The sequence below is a fragment of the Streptomyces argenteolus genome (genome assembly GCF_042902585.1).
Classification (GTDB): Bacteria; Actinomycetota; Actinomycetes; order Streptomycetales; family Streptomycetaceae; genus Streptomyces; species Streptomyces argenteolus.
This window is the reverse complement of sequence record NZ_JBIBEG010000016.1, coordinates 20,479-34,994: the sequence shown is the minus strand read 5'-3', so window position 1 is coordinate 34,994 and position 14,516 is coordinate 20,479. Positions and strand designations below refer to the sequence as shown.

Below are 14,516 nucleotides of genomic sequence, written 5' to 3'. Positions count from 1 at the left end.
TCCTGAAGATCTCCCGCGGTCCGCGAGAGCCGAACGCGATCATATGAAGAGGTCCTCGGCGGAGGGGTGGCTTCCGGCGAACGCGGCAGGACCGCCCCTCGATGCGGGCCTTCGAAGGAGGAGGACCGCCCCCGACGCCCACGGGTTCGGGGAATGACTCAGTCGGCGAGCACCTCGATCACCGCCCTCACGGCAGCCGCGGAAGCCAGCAGATCCGCCACCGCCCCTGCGGCCTCCAGGGCATGCCGCAGCCGTGCCAACCGGTCTGGTCCGACCTGACCTGTCCCGGTGATTTCGTCCTCGACGCCCGCCAGGACCTCGTCCAGGTGTGCGGCCTCAGGACTCGACCGCACGCGCCCCAGGTCCTCCCGCAGGGCAAGCACCCCGGCCAGGAGGTCGGCGACGTGCGGATCGGATGTACCCGTGTGGCTGCTGGAGTTCGTCTGGATGTTGGCGTTCGCTCCGATCAGACCGCCGAAGAACCTCTGCCCGAAGTTCAGTTCGCCCTCGTTGTTCCTGCTCATGCGGGTCCGCTCCCTTCACCGGTCTCCTGGGCCGACCGCGTGACGGCCTCCCTGATCTGACGGATCTGCCCCAGCTGCTGGAGCAGGGCGGGTGCCGCGGCCCCGACAGTCAGGGCTCCGAGTGCACCGGTCGCCTGACCGCTGGTCCCGAATGCGAGGGCTGCGGCTCCACCGAGCACCAGCCGGGTGACAGCGATGGCCAGCACAGGCGGCAGATCGATGAAACTGAGGAAGGAAGGAGGGTTGGTACGCCTGTTTCCGTTCGACGTCAGCCGCGCAGCGCGCCATTCACCCAGCCGGTTGAAGAAGGCGACCGCTTCGATCAGCGCCCCGCCGGCCCCTCCGATCAGCATGTATTCGATCACCGTCACGTTGTCGTCCTCCCCCGGACCACGCTGAACGAACTCGTCCATGCTGTCATCACGACCGCCTCCACAACAGATGGCCGCCGCTTCCGGGCTGCGCGGCTCTCCGCTCCCCCAGGGCGGGAGTCGGCGGCGTGCGGGCGCATGGCGGCCGAGCCGCAGGGCACAGTGGAGTCATGACGACGCTCGGAGCCTTTGTCCTCGGCACGCCCGATCCGCCCGCGCTGGCCGACTTCTACCGTGCGCTGCTCGGCTGGCAGGAGGTCGAGCGCACTCCGGAGTGGGTGCGCCTGCGCGCTCCCGAGCGGGAACGGCCCGGCCTCAGCTTCCAGCTGGAGACCGACCACACTCCCCCGGTGTGGCCGCAGGGGCCCGGCACGCAGCAGATGCAGGCCCATCTGGACGTGGAGGTCGACGATCTGGACGTCGGGACCGAGCGCGCCTGTGCGCTGGGCGCGACGCTGGAGAGCTACCAGCCGCAGGAGGACGTGCGCGTGCTGCGCGACCCCCATGGTCACCCGTTCTGCCTCTTCCTCCCGGGCGCCTGACCACGCCGGCACCTCGTCACCACGTCCCGTCGCGCCCATCGCTACGACGCCGTCCGACGTGCCCTCCTCGACCGCAGAAGCACCGGACGCAACCGGCTGTACCCCCGCACCGACACAGGCCGGAGCGCTCTGAGTTCGTAGGCCGCCAGGCCGGCCAGTTCGCCGGCCAGCGCCGTGTCGACCAGCACCGTGTCGGGGCGGGCCACCGCGGTGAGCCTGGCCGCGATGTTGACGGTGGCCCCGTAGACGTCTCCGAACCGGCTGAGCAAGGGGCCGTGTGCCACTCCGGTCCGTACCTGGGGCAACCTCTGCTCCGCCGTGGCCCGGGCCGTGAGTTCCAGGGCCGTGTCGGCGGCATCGGCAGCGGACTCGCAGACGAAGAGGACCTCGTCGCCGATCGTCTTGACCACCCGGCCCCCGCCCTCGGCGACCACATCGCCCGTCAGGCTCTCGAACCGGTCGATGACCCGTACGAGTTCGGCACTGTCCAGGCCTCGGGTCATCCGGGTGTAGCCGACCATGTCGGTGAAGCCCACCGCGCGCTCGCGGACGTCGGCCGCCCCGGACGGCGCGACCCGCCCGCCGGCCGCGTCACCTCCCGGCTCGCCGCCGTCGCGTGCCTCGCCCCGAGCCCGCCCCTCACGCGCGTCCTCCTCCGTCTCCGCGAGGACGCGTCCCGCGTTCGCGGCGAGATGCCGGCGCCACACGTGGCGTTGCAGCAGTTCCATCTCCGGAAGGAGGGCCGCGGCCTGCTGGACCAGTGCCTCGCCGCTGGTGAGGGAGCCGGAGTCGCGGGTCAGCCAGGCCCAGAGGGTGTGCACCTGCCACTCGGCGAGCCGGGACAGGTGATGCCCCAGGGCCCTCGCCATCGCCGTCTCGCTCTCCTCCGTGATGAGGCCCGCCCCGACGAGCCGCTCCCCCGCGCGCAGCGCCTCGACATCGGCGTCGGTGAACACCCTCGCGTCGTCGTCCACCACGGGGAACCCGAGGGCGCGCCAGATCTGCGCGGTGCGCTCGGGACTCACCCCGGAACGTTCGCCGATGTCGCGCCTCGTCCAGGTACGGTCGCCCCCGAGCAGCACGGCCTCCACGGCCCGCCGCAGTTCGTCGGCGCCGGGCGGGTCCGTCGCTGCGTCTGCCGGTCCTGCCGCACTCACGTGGTGTGCACGATCAGCACGTCGAGGCCCGCTCGTCTGGCGATGTCCGCCGGTACGGAACCGAGGATGCGGCCGGCGAGCGAGCGCAGCCCCCGGTTGCCGACCACCACGAGGTCGGCCGAGCACTCCCGGGCGACCGTCACGAGCGCGGGCACGGGCTCGTCCTCCACCGCGGTCGTGCGTATGGTCTCCGCTCCCTGGGCGCGGGCGCGCTCCTTGGCCGTACGCAGGGTCTCCTCCGCGGGCGCCGAACCCACGACCTGGTAGGCCTCGGCGCCCAACTGGTCCCGCGCACGGTCGAGTTCGGGCCCACGCATCGGCAGGTACGCGCAGGCGATGACCAGTTCGGCTCCACAGGCGGCGGCCAGCCTGGCCGCCCCCTCGACCGCGCGGTACGACGACTCCGAGCCGTCCGTGCCGACCATGACCGTCCGGTAGGCAGTCACGCCAACCTCCTTACCAGAAAGTAAACTTACCGGAGAGTAAGCTAGGCCGGAGCGCGCCCGCAGGGCAAGAGGGCGTACGGCCGACCCGTCGGCAGGGGCGGGCACACCGCCGGCCGTCCGACAGCGGGAGCCGGCCCCGGGCGGCGCGGCCCGACCCGGAAGGCGCCCTTCCCCAGGGTTCCGGATCCGGGACGCGGCGGACCCGCGAGGCACCCGCCTCATGGGGTGGGGCCCTCCTCCTGGTCCGCGAGGTCGAGCTGCCGCACCCCGCTCTCCCAGCGCCGGCGGCGTGCCTCGCGCGGCTGCTCCCACCAGGGGGTCCCCCGCTCGCCCAGGGCCACCTTCGCGGTGTGCACACGCCCCCGCGCCCGGCCCTCCGCTTCAGCGTCAGCCGTGCGCCTCGCGGCGGCCACCGCGCGACGCGCCGCCATGAGGTGGTGCCGCAGACGGGCAGCGACGTCTTCAGGGATCTCCGGATCCGTCGCACGCCACTTGCGGTGGTTGACGACCACGTATCGGCCGTCCGGGGTCCGCTCCGGATCCGCGGGAGGGTTCATACGGCCGATGCTGCCCGGTGGGCCGGACGGGCGGCATCAGGACACGCGGCATCCGTGGGCCGTCCGTGTCCGGCCGAGTGCGCGGCCTCCCGGGTCGAAACGGGCGCCTCCGTCGCCCTCTCCCGTTCGTGACCGCGCCCCCCGAAAAGGACCCGTGCGGGCAGACCGGAAAGCGGTACAGGATGCCCTCGATCTCGTCGTCATGGCCCGGGAACTTCGGGGCGGCCTCCTTTCGGCGGACCGTCTCCGAACCCGAGGAGAATCATCCGCCTTTCCCCATGCGATGAATGCAGAGGCCACCCGGCCAGGGTTTGCACACCCGTCGGAGATCTTCGGGCGTCTGCCGCGAGGGCGACGACGTCCCGATTGCCGCACTCCTGAATCAGGGGCAGGTGTGGACCCCACGACGACGAAAACGGAGGGCGCGGACGGCTCACCGCTTCTGTCGGCGTGGGGGTGCACGGCGCTGCGATCCACATCCCCCGTGGACGCGCCGGGCCGGGCCCCGGCAGACCGTGCTGGGGCGCCCCCGGGCTCCTGGGCCCTCTCACCCTCACCCCGCAGACCCGAGCGGACACCGAACGGAATTCCGAAGACAAGGACGCGGGGAAAGGCTTGATCGGCACGCTCCACGATTGCCGACGCGACACGCGCTGGGCCATGCTGGTGCGGCTGAGAGCAATAGCTGAGCTCAACGGGGGAGAACGCGATGCTCCGCATTCATTTCGGTGACGTCGACCTGGGCAGAACCAGGCTTGCCGCCGCTCCCGATCCGCTGTGGGAGATCGCCGCGAGCCTGCACCGACTGCAGTCGAGGAAAGGGCGGTGGGCCTACGCCGGGTGGTATCGCACGGCACGACAGCGACTTCGCGACAAAGGACTGGAGCGACGCGTCCTGTCCGTTCTCCTGCCCCTGTACCCGAGGGCGGCGTATTTTCCGGACTTTCTGACCCCGGTCCACGCCAGGGACGGATTCGAGGCCGGCATGGAGTCCATCCTCGCCACGCCTCCCCAGCGGGTGCTGGAGGAGATGGCCATCCTCGACCGGACGGTGGGCGCCCCTCCGTGGGCCGGGCAACTGGCACGACTCGATGCCCGCAAGGAGTTCGTGGGAATGCTGCGGGCCTACCACGAGGCAGCCGTCGCCCCCGTCGAGGAACAGGTGCAGGCGCGGATCGAGGCCGAGCGGGCGGTGCGCTGCCGCGGCATCCTGGACGGCGGCGTGGAAGGCATGCTCGCCGGACTCGGCCCGATGATGAACTGGCGGCCCCCCGTACTGGAGGCCGCCTACCCGACACAAGCAGCCGACCGGGACCTGCACCTCAACGGCCGCGGCATCACGCTCGTCCCCTCGTACTTCAACTGGGGCGAGCCGGTCGCCTTCGCGGATCCCGAACTGCCTCCCGTGCTCTGGTACTCACTGCTCCACGAGCCCGACGCCCGCAGCGCGGCGTACGGCTCCGCACACGGCTTCGCCGAGCCCGGCCGGCCCTTGACCAGCCTGCTCGGGCGCTCCCGGGCGGTCGCCCTGTACGCGGCGTCCGCGGGCGCCACGACCGGCGAGATCGCCCGCGCCGCCGGCGTCTCGGCGTCCTCCGCCAGCAGGCACGCCACGGCGCTGCGCGACGCGGGACTGATCACCAGCGTCCGCAACGGGCCGACCGTGCTGCACACGCTCACGCGCGTGGGGGCGGGCCTGCTCCGAGCCGCCTCACGTGCGGCCGACGAGTGCGCCACGAGCGCGGCCGGTGGTGACACGGGCCGGTGAGCCTGTCCGTGCCGGTGCCCCCGCACGGACAGGCCGCGTCCGCCGTGGGGTGTGCCGGCACGCCACCGTGGGCGTCCACCCGCCCGGGATCGACGACATCGGCATCGGGTTCGACGCCCCGGCCGCGGACATCATCGCCGGGTACCGGACGTTCATCGGGAAGGCCCACGCCCGAGGGGTACCTGTGTATGGCGGCACGCGGCTGCCCTTCCGGGGTTGTTCGTCCGGACCCCCCAGCGGCAGGCCCGGACTTCGCAGGTCACCGTCTCAGGTGTGGTGACTGGGGCCGGCCGGCTACGGGGCTGCCTCCCGGAAGAGAGCCAGGAGAGCGTGCGCCTGCAGGGCGCCCGCGTCGAAGAACTGCGTGGCCAGTACGGGTGGCACGGCGGTTCCGTGCATGCGGACTTCATGGCAGCTGAAGCAGAACGCGGCCTCGAACAGCGCCAGGTCGAGAGTGTCCGCGTACGCCCGGACGCTCCAGCCTGGCGAGAAGCCGCAGCGGTGCTGCTCGCTGCCGGGCAGGCTCTCGATCAAGGCCAGGACGCCGGCTGCCTCGCTCCCGATCAAGTGGGCGCCCGTCCTGCCGGGATACGGGGCGCCCCGCTTTGTCGGGAGTTCGGAGATCCTTACGACCTCCAGCAACACAGTGGTGGCTACGGCTTCGGCGGGGAGTTGCATGTGCGTAGTCTGCCCGCGTCCGGTAACGGGGCGGTGCGCCGGCCTCTGGTGACGGTGATCGCCGGTCGTACGCCGCCGCCGTCAGTGACGGATTCCGTGCTCGGCAGAGGGCCGGCTCTCGCACTCACGGGCCAGCTGAAGCGCTCAGTCACAGGTCTGGGGCCAGCGGTTTTGTCCGATGCCGGTGTCGAGGAGGTCGAGGAGGTGGAGTTGGGCGCCGCAGGTGATCCGGACGGTGGGCGGGTCGGTGATGCTGCCGATCCGCAGGGTGAGTTCGCCGAGGTGGTAGAAGATCATGCGGTCGGTGGGGCGGACGCGGCGGTTGTCTGGGTAGAGGCCGCTCATGGTCTGCTCGGGGCCGAGTGCCCGTCTGACCTGCCGCTCGATCAGGCAGAAGATCAGCAGGGCCAGGCAGATGACCTGGACAAGGGCGGCAACGCGCCGGTTGTGCTGCACGGAGACCGGTGCGACCGCGAGCGGGCCCTTGAAGTCGTGGTATCTGCGCTCGACCGCGCCCTCGCCCTTGTAGTGGGTCAGAGCCTGCCCGGCGGGGACGGACGATGCCCGGCGGGGACGGACGACGGACCCCTCCCACGACAGCGGCGACGGCCTGCACCCGGGTGACGCGGGCACTCGCGCGGTGGCCGACGCCGTCGACCTCGACATGCTGCTCGGCCGTGGCGACGGGAAGCCCGTCCGCCCCTGAACGCGTGGCTCCGCCGGTCCGTATCCTCACCCGAGGTCGTAGTCGACGAAGGGAAAGCACGCATGAGCGCATCGCAGGAGAGTCAGGTCCACTTCCGGCGCCGCACCGTCGTCGCAGCGGTCGGCGCGGTGGGCGTGGCCGCCGCTCTCACCGCGTGCGGCGGCTCGCAGGACCAGGAAGGCTCGGACTCCGCGCGGGTCGCCGATGAGGGCGACGGCGCGGACGGGGCGGGCGGCGTTCTCGCGAGGACGGCCGACATCCCGGAGGGCGGGGGTGTGGTCTTCGCCGACCAGGGCGTCGTGGTGACGCAGCCCACGGCCGGCACGTTCAAGGCGTTCTCGTCGAAGTGCACCCATCAGGGCTGCGCGGTGAAGGGCATCGCGGACGGCGTCATCAACTGCCCCTGCCACAACAGCACGTTCGATGCGGCGACCGGAGAGGCGACGGGTGGTCCCGCGACCCTGCCGCTGCCGGAGAAGCAGATCCGCGTGGAGGGTGATTCCATCACGCTGGTGTGAGAGCGGGCCCGGCCGGGACCGTTGCGTGATCGCGGAGAAGGATCCATGATTCCGGGAACCGGCCGAACAGCACGAGAGGGGCGTCCCGTGACCGTTGCCCAGCGCCGTGGCCGTCGGATCATGATGACCGACGCGGAGCGGGACGCCTACCTCGAAGCGCAGCGCACCTGCCGCGTGGCGACCGTCTCCCCCGAGGGCCGGCCGCACGTCGGCGCACTCTGGTTCGTCTGGGACGGCACCTCGCTCTGGCTCTACTCCCTCACCCGTAGCCTGCGCTGGTCACAGCTGCGGCGTGATCCGCGGGTGGCCGTGGTGGTCGACGACGGTGTGGAGTACGGCGAACTGCGGGGCGTGGAGCTGTCGGGCGAGGTCTCCTTCGTCGGCGAGATTCCGCGTACGGGCGAGCCCGACGCCGAACTCGACCGTCCAGAGCGCCTGTTCGCTTCGAAGTACTTCGGTCTGGACGCGCTGCCGCACGACGCGCGGCACGGCTGGCTCCGGCTCACCCCCGACGCCGTGACGTCGTGGGACTTCCGCAAGCTGTCCGCCGCGAACGGGCAGGCTCCCCCGGGCTGACACCCGTCATCAGGGCATCGGGGACTCCGGGGTGACCGGCTCGTGCAGGGCCCGGCCCGCGGCACGCAGGGCGGCGACGGCGGCCCTGATCGAAGGCCTGCGGTCCGCGTCCTTCCGCCACACCGCGTGGACATGGCGTCGCATCTGCTGGCGTACGGGCACCAGCCGCACCCCCTCGGGCACCGGTCCGCGCCCCAGCCGGGGAGCCACACAGACCCCGAACCCTGCTGCGATCAGAGCGAGTTGGGTGTGGTGCTCACCGGCGAGGTGCGCGATGCGGGGTTCGATGCCCTTGGACCGCAAGGTGAACATCAGCCAGTCGTAACAGAATTCACCCTCCGGCCAGGACACCCAGTCGTCGTCGGCGAAGTCCTCCAGGTCCACCTCGTCGCGGTCCGCGAGGGGGTGGCCCGCCGGCATGGCGATGTCCGGTGCGTCGTCGAGGAGTTCGGCCTTGGCCAGGCCGCCGGGGGTCGGAAGGCGTTTGTTGCTCCACTTCAGCACCACGGCGAGGTCGGTGTCCCCGCGCAGGACCGCGCGGATGCCTCTCTCGGGCTCCAGCTCCGTCGTGCGCAGCTTGAGCTCGGGATGCTCGGCCCGGAGCGTGGTGAGTGCGGCGGGGAAGAGCCCCCGGGCGGCCGTCGGGAAGGCCGCCAGCCTGACCTCGCCCACCACCTGGCCCCGCTGCGCCTCGATGTCGGACTGCGCGATCTGCACCTGGGAGAGGATCTTCGCGGCGTGGTCCGCGAGCAGCCGGCCGGCGTCGGTGAGGCGGATGCCCCGGCCGTTCCTGGCCAGCAGCTGCTGGCCGACCTCGCGTTCCAGTTTGGACATCTGCTGGGAGACGGCCGAGGTCGTCACGTGGAGCCCGTCGGCAGCCGCGCTCACCGAACCGTGCCGGGCCAGGGCATCCAGTGTGCGCAGGCGCTCCAGATTCAACATGTAAGCGATGCTACGCGATGGCGTCCATGAATTCTCACTTGTCCTACGTGATCGCGGTCGTCAAGGTGGAGCCATGAGCGCTCCCTCCGCACCGGGAATCCTGCGGCCCTCCGGCACCTCACCCCGCACCTCCGCGACGCCCCGACGCACGCCGGACTGGCGCCTGCGCTTCCTCGCACTGTCGCTCATCTGGGGGTTCAGCTTCCTGCTGATCAAGGTCGGCACCCATGGGTACGCCCCGTTCCAGGTGACGTTCGGGCGGCTGCTGTTCGGCACCGCGGTACTCGCCGCCGCCATGGCGGTGCGCCGGGAGCGGCTCCCGCGCTCCGCCCGGACCTGGGGTCACCTCTTCGTCGCCGCGTTCTTCCTCAACGCGCTGCCGTTCTCGCTCTTCGCCTACGCCGAGCTGACCATCTCCTCCACCCTCGCCGGGATCTGCAACGCGACCTCTCCCCTGTGGGGCATGGCGCTGTCCCTCGTCGCACTGTCCGAGGACCGGCCCACCCGGCGCCGCGTCGCCGGGCTGGGGCTCGGCTTCATCGGCGTACTGACGGTGCTGGGGGCCTGGCAGGGCTTCTCGGGGCTGGACGCGAGCGGTACGGCCATGGCGCTGCTCGCCTCGCTCAGCTATCCCGTCGGCTGGATCTACGTCCGGCGCACCCTGGCGGGCACGGGCTCCTCCACGCTTTCCCTGACGGGAAGTCAGCTCTTCCTGGGTACGGTGCAACTGGGTCTGGTCCTGCCGGTTTTCACCACCGTGCCGGACCACTTCCCCCTGCCGGCCACCCTCGCCGTGATCGCTCTGGGGGCGCTGGGGACCGGGCTCGCCGTCCTCCTCCAGTACGGGCTCGTCGAGGAGGTCGGCCCGACGACCGCGCAGATGGTCACCTACTTCATCCCCGTCATCGCGACGGCGGCAGGAGTGACCCTGCTCGGCGAACGACTGAGCTGGAACACCCCGGTCGGCGCCCTGGTGGTCCTCGCGGGCGCCGCGCTCACCCGGAGCCGGGCCTCGGCGGGCCGCGGAACCCCCCGCGGCGCCGACGGCCGGCCGGGCGCTCAGCCGTAACTGACCGGGCGGGCGGGCCGCGCCGCCTGCGCCGCGGCGTCGGCCAGGGGCTGGATGTCCTTCGCGGACAGCGACGACACGGTCAGGCGCACGCCCTGCGGGGAGGTCATCCGGAACCGAGCGCCCGGGGCCACGGCCCACCCGGCGCGCAGGAGCCGTGTCACCGCCCCGGTCTCGTCGCTCACGGGCACCCACACGTTCATCCCGGTGCGCCCGTACGCCTCGATCCCGCGCTCGGCCAGCGCCCTGACGAGTGCGTCCCGGCGCGCCCCGTAGGACCGGGCCACCGCCGCGGTGTCCACGGCCCCCGACTCCCACAGGTGCGCCACGGTCCGCTGCAGCAGCCCACTGACCCAGCCCGGCCCCAGGCGCTGACGCCCCGTCACCCGGTCCACGGTCAGCGCGTCCCCGGTGAGCACGGCCAGCCGCAGATCGGGGCCGTACGCCTTGGAGACGGAGCGCACGAAGGCCCAGTGCTCCGTGACCCCCGCGAGGGGGTGCACCGGGAGGTCGACGATGGCGTGGCCGTGGTCGTCCTCGATCAGCAGCACTCCGGGGTGACGGGCGAGGACCGCGCGCAGTTCCTCCGCCCTCTCGCTTCCCACCGTCGCGCCCGTGGGGTTCTGCGCCCGGTCGGTGACCACCAGCGCCCTGGCCCCCGCACCCAGAGCACGCTCCACCGCGCCCGGCAGCGGCCCGTCCTCGTCCAGCGCCACGGGGACGGCGTGCATCCCCAGCGCGGGAACGAGGTCCAGCAGGGCGCCCCACCCCGGGTCCTCGACGGCGACCGCGTCCCCGGGCCGCAGATGGGCCGTCAGTACGCGCTCGATCGCGTCGAGGGAGCCGGAAGTGATCGCGACGCCCCCGGCGGGCACTCCGTCGGCGTCCAGTCCGGCCCGCGCGAGCTCAGCGAGCCGGGGAACCACCGCGGCGTCCCCGTAGAGCCCCGGCGCACGGGTGTAGGCCTCCGCCGCACCGGCCAGCGCCTCGCCGAGCGACGGAAGCAGGGCCGGATCGGGGTTGCCGTCGCCGAGGTCACGCACACCGGGCGGCGCCTCCACCCGGAGCGAGCCGCGCGACGTACTCGCGGGGCGCGGACGGACCCTGCTCCCCCGGCGCCCCGCCGTCTCGATGACCCCGCGCTCCCGGAGCGTGCGGTAGGCGGCGGCCACCGTATTCGGATTGACTCCGAGGTCGTCCGCCAACTCCCGCATGGGAGGCAGGACATGGCCCGGCGCGAGGTCACCGGACGCGACCCCGCGCTCCACACTCGCGGCAATGTCCGATGCACGCCGCCCACCGATCCGATACTCTCCTAGCACAAACATGATTATGCACTAGTGCAATGGAGGACGCAATGCCGGACACCGCCACACCCGACAGCACCACCCCTTCCGGTCCTGCTGCCTACGTACCTACGGAGCGCACCGTCCCGACCCGCTCCAAGGCACGCGCCTCGTACGACAGGGAGACGGTGCACTCGATACTCGACGAGGCCTACCTCTGCCACCTGGGCTTCGTCCGCGACGGCGCACCCGTCGTCCTGCCCACGCTCTTCGGCAGGGTCGGCGAGAGCCTGTACATCCACGGCTCCACCGGGTCGCGCCCGCTGCGCGCCACGAGCCAGGGGGACCCGGGTCTCGCGGTGTGCCTCACGGTGACGCACGTCGACGGCCTGGTACTGGCCCGGTCCGCCTTCCACCACTCCATGAACTACCGCTCCGTGGTGGTCCACGGCACCGCCCGTACGGTGACGGACCCGCAGGAGCGGCGCATCGCCCTCGACGCCATCGTCGACCAGGTGGTGGCGGGCCGGTCGAAGGACTCGCGTCCGGCGGACGCCAAGGAACTCGCGGCGACCGCGGTGATCCGCCTGGACCTCGACGAGGTCTCCGCCAAGATCCGCACCGGCGGACCGAACGACGACCCCGAGGACCTCGCGCTGCCGTACTGGGCGGGCGTCGTCCCGCTGGCCCCCGGGTACGGGGCGCCGGTGCCGTCCGACGACCTTGACCCCGCCGTCCAGGTGCCGGACTACCTCCGCGCGCTCTGAGCCGCCTGCGGCGGGACGCCGGCCGGGGTCACCGGCTGCCGCCCGTCCGCTCGCGCACCTCCGGCGCCCCGGCCACGGCCCCACCCGGGCCCGCCACTACGGGCCCCGACGGCGGCTTGGGCGCGGAGGACTGCGCGATGTAGGCGCCGACCAGCACGAGGCCGCCGCCCAGGAGCTGCGACGCGGAGAGGTGCTCGCCCAGGAGCACCCAGGCGAGCACGGTCGCGACGACCGCCTCCAGACAGGCGACGACGCCCGCGACCTGGGGCGACAGCAGACGGACCGAGACCACACCGGTCACGTAGGCGAGCACGGTGGCGAGCAGCACGATCCAGACGAGCAGCATCCACGCCGGGACGCCGTGCCCGTCCATGTCCGCACGCCCCTGGAGCAGGGCCCAGTCCATGCCCCAGGGCCTGGCGACGAGGGTGAGCACGGCGGCGCCGACGAGCAGCCCGTACGCGATCACGCCGACGGGGTGCGGGGGTTCGGCGCCGGCCGCGCCCCCGGCTCCCTGGTCCGACAGGACGAAGTAGCCCACCTGACAGCACGCCGCCCCGAGGGCGAGCAGCAGCCCGAAGGCGTCGAGGCGGAGGCCCGCCCACACCTCGACGACGCACGCGAGGCCCCCGACCGCCAGCACCACTCCCACCGCCGCGGCGCGGGTGACGGGCCGCCGCTGCACGAAGCGGACCCAGCCGAGGACGAGAGCCGGAGCGAGGTACTCGATGAGGAGGGCGACACCCACGGGCATGCGGGAGAGCGAGGCGAAGTAGAAGGCCTGGACGCCGGCCACGGCGAACAGCCCGAAGCCCGCCAGGAGGACGGGCCGTTCCCGCACGAGGTGCCGGTGGCGCCACGCCACGGGCAGCATGACCAGGGCGGCGCCCGCCACCCGCAGCCACACCACGTGCAGAGGGGCGAGCCCCGCCTCGATCAGCGGCTTGGCCGCAACTCCTGAACCACCGAATGCGAAGGCCGAGGCAAGGGCCAGGCCCAGACCGGCACTTCTCCCCTGAGACGCGTGCATCGGCACATCATGGCAGCCGCCGTCAGCAGCGTCACCCCCGTCACACCTGACTCCGGCGTGTTCATGATCACCCGGCCGAGCTCCTGCCGGCGATCCGCTCCGCCACCTGGGCCGCCAGCCGTTCGGTGACGACACCGGCCCGCTCCAGCACCTCCACGGCGCGGCACCGGGGGTCCGCGACCAGTTCCCCGAGCAGATCGAGGCCATCGGCTCGGGTCTCCCCGCGCCGCAGGGCGGCACGGGTGGCTCGGTCCAGTGCCGCTGCCGCCGCCGGCGACCACCCCTCGCCGCCCGGTTCGCGCACGGCCGGCAGCGCCCCCGGCCCCTCCTGCGTGTCCTGCCAGCGGAGTCCGTACCCGATGCTGCGCTGCACGAGGTAGCCGAGCACCCTGGCCAGTTGCGGGCCTCCGTCGAAGGCGCCCCTGACCTCCAGGTCCGATTCGACGAGGGAGTGCAGGAGGTGGGCCGTGTCGACCTGACGGTCACCGTCCCGCACCGCCCGCCGGCGGGCACCGCCCACCACGGCGGCCATCGCGTCACTCAGCCCGGCACCGGCCCATGACGGGTGCGGCGGGGCCTGCCCGGGAGTTGCCGACGTCCGGTATTGCACGTCTCCACCCCATCAGCCCCGGCGAGCGAAAACATCCCCGGTACGGCGCATCCGCCATCCCGCGGAAGGCGGGCACGGCGCAGCCTCTCCTCATCCTTGCGGATGAGATCGCCCTCCAGGGGGCGCACGGCGGCGCCCGGCCGACGAAAGAAGGGCCCCGCGTCGCGGGGCCCTTCACCAGCACGTCGTGAGCCTGGTGGCTCACTGCTCCTCGGCGAGGATCAGGTACAGCTTCTTGCGGGCGTCGTTGATGACCGTGAGCGCCTTCTGACGCTGGTCGGCCGACCCGGTCTTCCAGACCTGGCCGAAGGCCTCCATCAGCCCGAAGCCGGCCTGGCGGATCTCGTTGACGCCTTCCCAGTCGACTCCGCGGCCGGCCTCTTCCCACGGCGCCTCGGAGCCGGACTCGGCTTCCGTACGCCCCGATTCGGTCAGCGTGAACAGCTTCTTGCCGCCCTCGCTGACGCTGACGATCAGACCCTCGTCCTCCAGCAGCTGGAGCGTGGGATACACCGAGCCGGGGCTGGGCCGCCAGGCCCCTCCGCTGCGCTCGCCGATCTCCTGGATCATCTCGTACCCGTGCATCGAGCGGTCCTTGAGCAGAGCGAGGATCGACGCGCGTACGTCCCCGCGCCGGGCCCTCCCCCTGCCGCCTCCCCGGCCGCGACCGCCTCCGCCACCGAAGGGCCCGCCGCCGAAGGGCGGTCCGAACGGCCCGAACGCGGCCCGGCCGCCCTCGAAGTCTCCCCTGCCGGCGCCTCGGCGCCCGGGGCCGTATCCGTGATCGTGTCCATGTGAACGCATCGCCGCGCTCCTCTCTTCGTCATGGCGCGACCCTTGTCTTTGATCTGTCGCGATGCCTCAACGATATATCGACACCTATCGCCTGGCAAGCCCTGGACGCGCGTCGGCCACACGCGTGCCGCGCCTGCGCAACCCGAGAGGGCGGGGCGCCCGCTTCCCACCGCC

The 14,516-nt window shown here is 72.4% G+C and carries 18 protein-coding genes; 6 read left to right on the top strand and 12 right to left on the bottom strand.

The window, feature by feature from the left end:
* Positions 1 to 158: 158 nt before the first annotated feature.
* On the bottom strand, positions 159 to 524 hold the full coding sequence (locus ACFY8O_RS33315) for a hypothetical protein (RefSeq protein ID WP_145812358.1): 366 nt from the start codon (positions 522 to 524) through the stop codon (positions 159 to 161).
* Positions 521 to 937 (bottom strand): hypothetical protein, encoded by a 417-nt coding sequence (locus ACFY8O_RS33310; RefSeq protein ID WP_387908991.1) that lies wholly within the window; start codon positions 935 to 937, stop codon positions 521 to 523. Before ACFY8O_RS33310 ends, ACFY8O_RS33315 begins: the two co-directional genes overlap by 4 nt.
* 128 nt (positions 938 to 1,065) lie before the next feature.
* Between ACFY8O_RS33310 and ACFY8O_RS33305 the strand changes: the two genes are divergently transcribed.
* Positions 1,066 to 1,437 (top strand): VOC family protein, encoded by a 372-nt coding sequence (locus ACFY8O_RS33305; RefSeq protein ID WP_145812361.1) that lies wholly within the window; start codon positions 1,066 to 1,068, stop codon positions 1,435 to 1,437.
* A 41-nt stretch (positions 1,438 to 1,478) separates the two neighbouring features.
* On the opposite strand, the gene ACFY8O_RS33300 is transcribed toward ACFY8O_RS33305, so the two are convergent.
* The 3 genes from ACFY8O_RS33300 to ACFY8O_RS33290 form a co-directional block, all read right to left on the bottom strand.
* Complete coding sequence (locus ACFY8O_RS33300) at positions 1,479 to 2,594, bottom strand: adenylate/guanylate cyclase domain-containing protein (protein ID WP_387908989.1); 1,116 nt, start codon at positions 2,592 to 2,594, stop codon at positions 1,479 to 1,481.
* Positions 2,591 to 3,040, bottom strand: coding sequence for a universal stress protein (locus ACFY8O_RS33295; protein ID WP_145812365.1), 450 nt, complete (start codon positions 3,038 to 3,040; stop codon positions 2,591 to 2,593). Before ACFY8O_RS33295 ends, ACFY8O_RS33300 begins: the two co-directional genes overlap by 4 nt.
* 218 nt (positions 3,041 to 3,258) lie before the next feature.
* Complete coding sequence (locus ACFY8O_RS33290; protein ID WP_145812366.1) at positions 3,259 to 3,597, bottom strand: hypothetical protein; 339 nt, start codon at positions 3,595 to 3,597, stop codon at positions 3,259 to 3,261.
* 709 nt (positions 3,598 to 4,306) lie between these two features.
* Here ACFY8O_RS33290 and ACFY8O_RS33285 point away from each other — a divergent pair.
* Positions 4,307 to 5,365 (top strand): ArsR family transcriptional regulator, encoded by a 1,059-nt coding sequence (locus ACFY8O_RS33285; protein WP_387908987.1) that lies wholly within the window; start codon positions 4,307 to 4,309, stop codon positions 5,363 to 5,365.
* A 294-nt stretch (positions 5,366 to 5,659) separates the two neighbouring features.
* Here ACFY8O_RS33285 and ACFY8O_RS33280 read toward each other — a convergent pair whose 3' ends face one another.
* Both ACFY8O_RS33280 and ACFY8O_RS33275 read right to left on the bottom strand, forming a co-directional pair.
* The gene (locus ACFY8O_RS33280) at positions 5,660 to 6,043 is read right to left on the bottom strand and encodes a hypothetical protein (RefSeq protein ID WP_387908985.1); all 384 of its coding nucleotides are present in this window, start codon (positions 6,041 to 6,043) and stop codon (positions 5,660 to 5,662) included.
* 144 nt (positions 6,044 to 6,187) lie between these two features.
* Positions 6,188 to 6,709: a hypothetical protein gene (locus tag ACFY8O_RS33275; RefSeq protein ID WP_387908983.1), complete on the bottom strand. Its 522-nt coding sequence runs from the start codon at positions 6,707 to 6,709 to the stop codon at positions 6,188 to 6,190.
* A gap of 102 nt (positions 6,710 to 6,811) precedes the next feature.
* Here ACFY8O_RS33275 and ACFY8O_RS33270 point away from each other — a divergent pair, with 102 nt between their 5' ends.
* Together ACFY8O_RS33270 and ACFY8O_RS33265 are read left to right on the top strand one after the other, a co-directional pair.
* Positions 6,812 to 7,267, top strand: a complete 456-nt coding sequence (locus ACFY8O_RS33270) for a Rieske (2Fe-2S) protein (RefSeq protein WP_387908981.1) — start codon at positions 6,812 to 6,814, stop codon at positions 7,265 to 7,267.
* Between the two features lie 87 nt (positions 7,268 to 7,354).
* On the top strand, positions 7,355 to 7,843 hold the full coding sequence (locus ACFY8O_RS33265) for a pyridoxamine 5'-phosphate oxidase family protein (protein WP_387908980.1): 489 nt from the start codon (positions 7,355 to 7,357) through the stop codon (positions 7,841 to 7,843).
* A gap of 9 nt (positions 7,844 to 7,852) precedes the next feature.
* Here the strand turns inward: ACFY8O_RS33265 and ACFY8O_RS33260 are convergent, their stop codons facing one another.
* Positions 7,853 to 8,785: a LysR family transcriptional regulator gene (locus ACFY8O_RS33260; RefSeq protein ID WP_387908978.1), complete on the bottom strand. Its 933-nt coding sequence runs from the start codon at positions 8,783 to 8,785 to the stop codon at positions 7,853 to 7,855.
* 73 nt (positions 8,786 to 8,858) lie between these two features.
* Here ACFY8O_RS33260 and ACFY8O_RS33255 point away from each other — a divergent pair, with 73 nt between their 5' ends.
* The gene (locus ACFY8O_RS33255; protein WP_387908976.1) at positions 8,859 to 9,854 is read left to right on the top strand and encodes a DMT family transporter; all 996 of its coding nucleotides are present in this window, start codon (positions 8,859 to 8,861) and stop codon (positions 9,852 to 9,854) included.
* Here ACFY8O_RS33255 and ACFY8O_RS33250 read toward each other — a convergent pair.
* A complete protein-coding gene (locus tag ACFY8O_RS33250) occupies positions 9,845 to 11,176 on the bottom strand; it encodes an aminotransferase class I/II-fold pyridoxal phosphate-dependent enzyme (RefSeq protein ID WP_387908974.1) in 1,332 nt (443 codons plus the stop codon). The two genes, ACFY8O_RS33255 and ACFY8O_RS33250, sit on opposite strands and share 10 nt — an antisense overlap.
* A gap of 35 nt (positions 11,177 to 11,211) precedes the next feature.
* Here ACFY8O_RS33250 and ACFY8O_RS33245 point away from each other — a divergent pair, with 35 nt between their 5' ends.
* Positions 11,212 to 11,907: a pyridoxamine 5'-phosphate oxidase family protein gene (locus ACFY8O_RS33245; protein WP_145812376.1), complete on the top strand. Its 696-nt coding sequence runs from the start codon at positions 11,212 to 11,214 to the stop codon at positions 11,905 to 11,907.
* 28 nt (positions 11,908 to 11,935) lie between these two features.
* Here the strand turns inward: ACFY8O_RS33245 and ACFY8O_RS33240 are convergent, their stop codons facing one another.
* From ACFY8O_RS33240 to ACFY8O_RS33230, 3 genes are all read right to left on the bottom strand, one after another.
* Positions 11,936 to 12,937 (bottom strand): EamA family transporter, encoded by a 1,002-nt coding sequence (locus ACFY8O_RS33240; RefSeq protein WP_387908971.1) that lies wholly within the window; start codon positions 12,935 to 12,937, stop codon positions 11,936 to 11,938.
* A gap of 67 nt (positions 12,938 to 13,004) precedes the next feature.
* Positions 13,005 to 13,547 (bottom strand): peptidase, encoded by a 543-nt coding sequence (locus ACFY8O_RS33235; protein WP_387908969.1) that lies wholly within the window; start codon positions 13,545 to 13,547, stop codon positions 13,005 to 13,007.
* A 201-nt stretch (positions 13,548 to 13,748) separates the two neighbouring features.
* Positions 13,749 to 14,351 carry a PadR family transcriptional regulator gene (locus ACFY8O_RS33230; protein WP_145812382.1) on the bottom strand — a complete coding sequence of 201 codons (603 nt, stop codon included), beginning with the start codon at positions 14,349 to 14,351 and terminating at the stop codon, positions 13,749 to 13,751.
* Positions 14,352 to 14,516: the final 165 nt, after the last annotated feature.

Excerpts from the sequence above, each read along its gene's own strand:
- ACFY8O_RS33285 (WP_387908987.1), top strand. The coding sequence starts at position 4,307 with ATGCTCCGCATTCATTTCGGTGACGTCGACCTGGGCAGAACCAGGCTT.
- ACFY8O_RS33315 (WP_145812358.1), bottom strand. The coding sequence starts at position 524 with ATGAGCAGGAACAACGAGGGCGAACTGAACTTCGGGCAGAGGTTCTTC.
- ACFY8O_RS33280 (WP_387908985.1), bottom strand. The coding sequence starts at position 6,043 with ATGCAACTCCCCGCCGAAGCCGTAGCCACCACTGTGTTGCTGGAGGTC.
- ACFY8O_RS33310 (WP_387908991.1), bottom strand. The coding sequence starts at position 937 with ATGGACGAGTTCGTTCAGCGTGGTCCGGGGGAGGACGACAACGTGACG.
- ACFY8O_RS33270 (WP_387908981.1), top strand. The coding sequence starts at position 6,812 with ATGAGCGCATCGCAGGAGAGTCAGGTCCACTTCCGGCGCCGCACCGTC.
- ACFY8O_RS33240 (WP_387908971.1), bottom strand. The coding sequence starts at position 12,937 with ATGCACGCGTCTCAGGGGAGAAGTGCCGGTCTGGGCCTGGCCCTTGCC.
- ACFY8O_RS33290 (WP_145812366.1), bottom strand. The coding sequence starts at position 3,597 with ATGAACCCTCCCGCGGATCCGGAGCGGACCCCGGACGGCCGATACGTG.
- ACFY8O_RS33305 (WP_145812361.1), top strand. The coding sequence starts at position 1,066 with ATGACGACGCTCGGAGCCTTTGTCCTCGGCACGCCCGATCCGCCCGCG.
- ACFY8O_RS33230 (WP_145812382.1), bottom strand. The coding sequence starts at position 14,351 with ATGCGTTCACATGGACACGATCACGGATACGGCCCCGGGCGCCGAGGC.
- ACFY8O_RS33245 (WP_145812376.1), top strand. The coding sequence starts at position 11,212 with ATGCCGGACACCGCCACACCCGACAGCACCACCCCTTCCGGTCCTGCT.
- ACFY8O_RS33255 (WP_387908976.1), top strand. The coding sequence starts at position 8,859 with ATGAGCGCTCCCTCCGCACCGGGAATCCTGCGGCCCTCCGGCACCTCA.
- ACFY8O_RS33260 (WP_387908978.1), bottom strand. The coding sequence starts at position 8,785 with ATGTTGAATCTGGAGCGCCTGCGCACACTGGATGCCCTGGCCCGGCAC.
- ACFY8O_RS33275 (WP_387908983.1), bottom strand. The coding sequence starts at position 6,709 with ATGTCGAGGTCGACGGCGTCGGCCACCGCGCGAGTGCCCGCGTCACCC.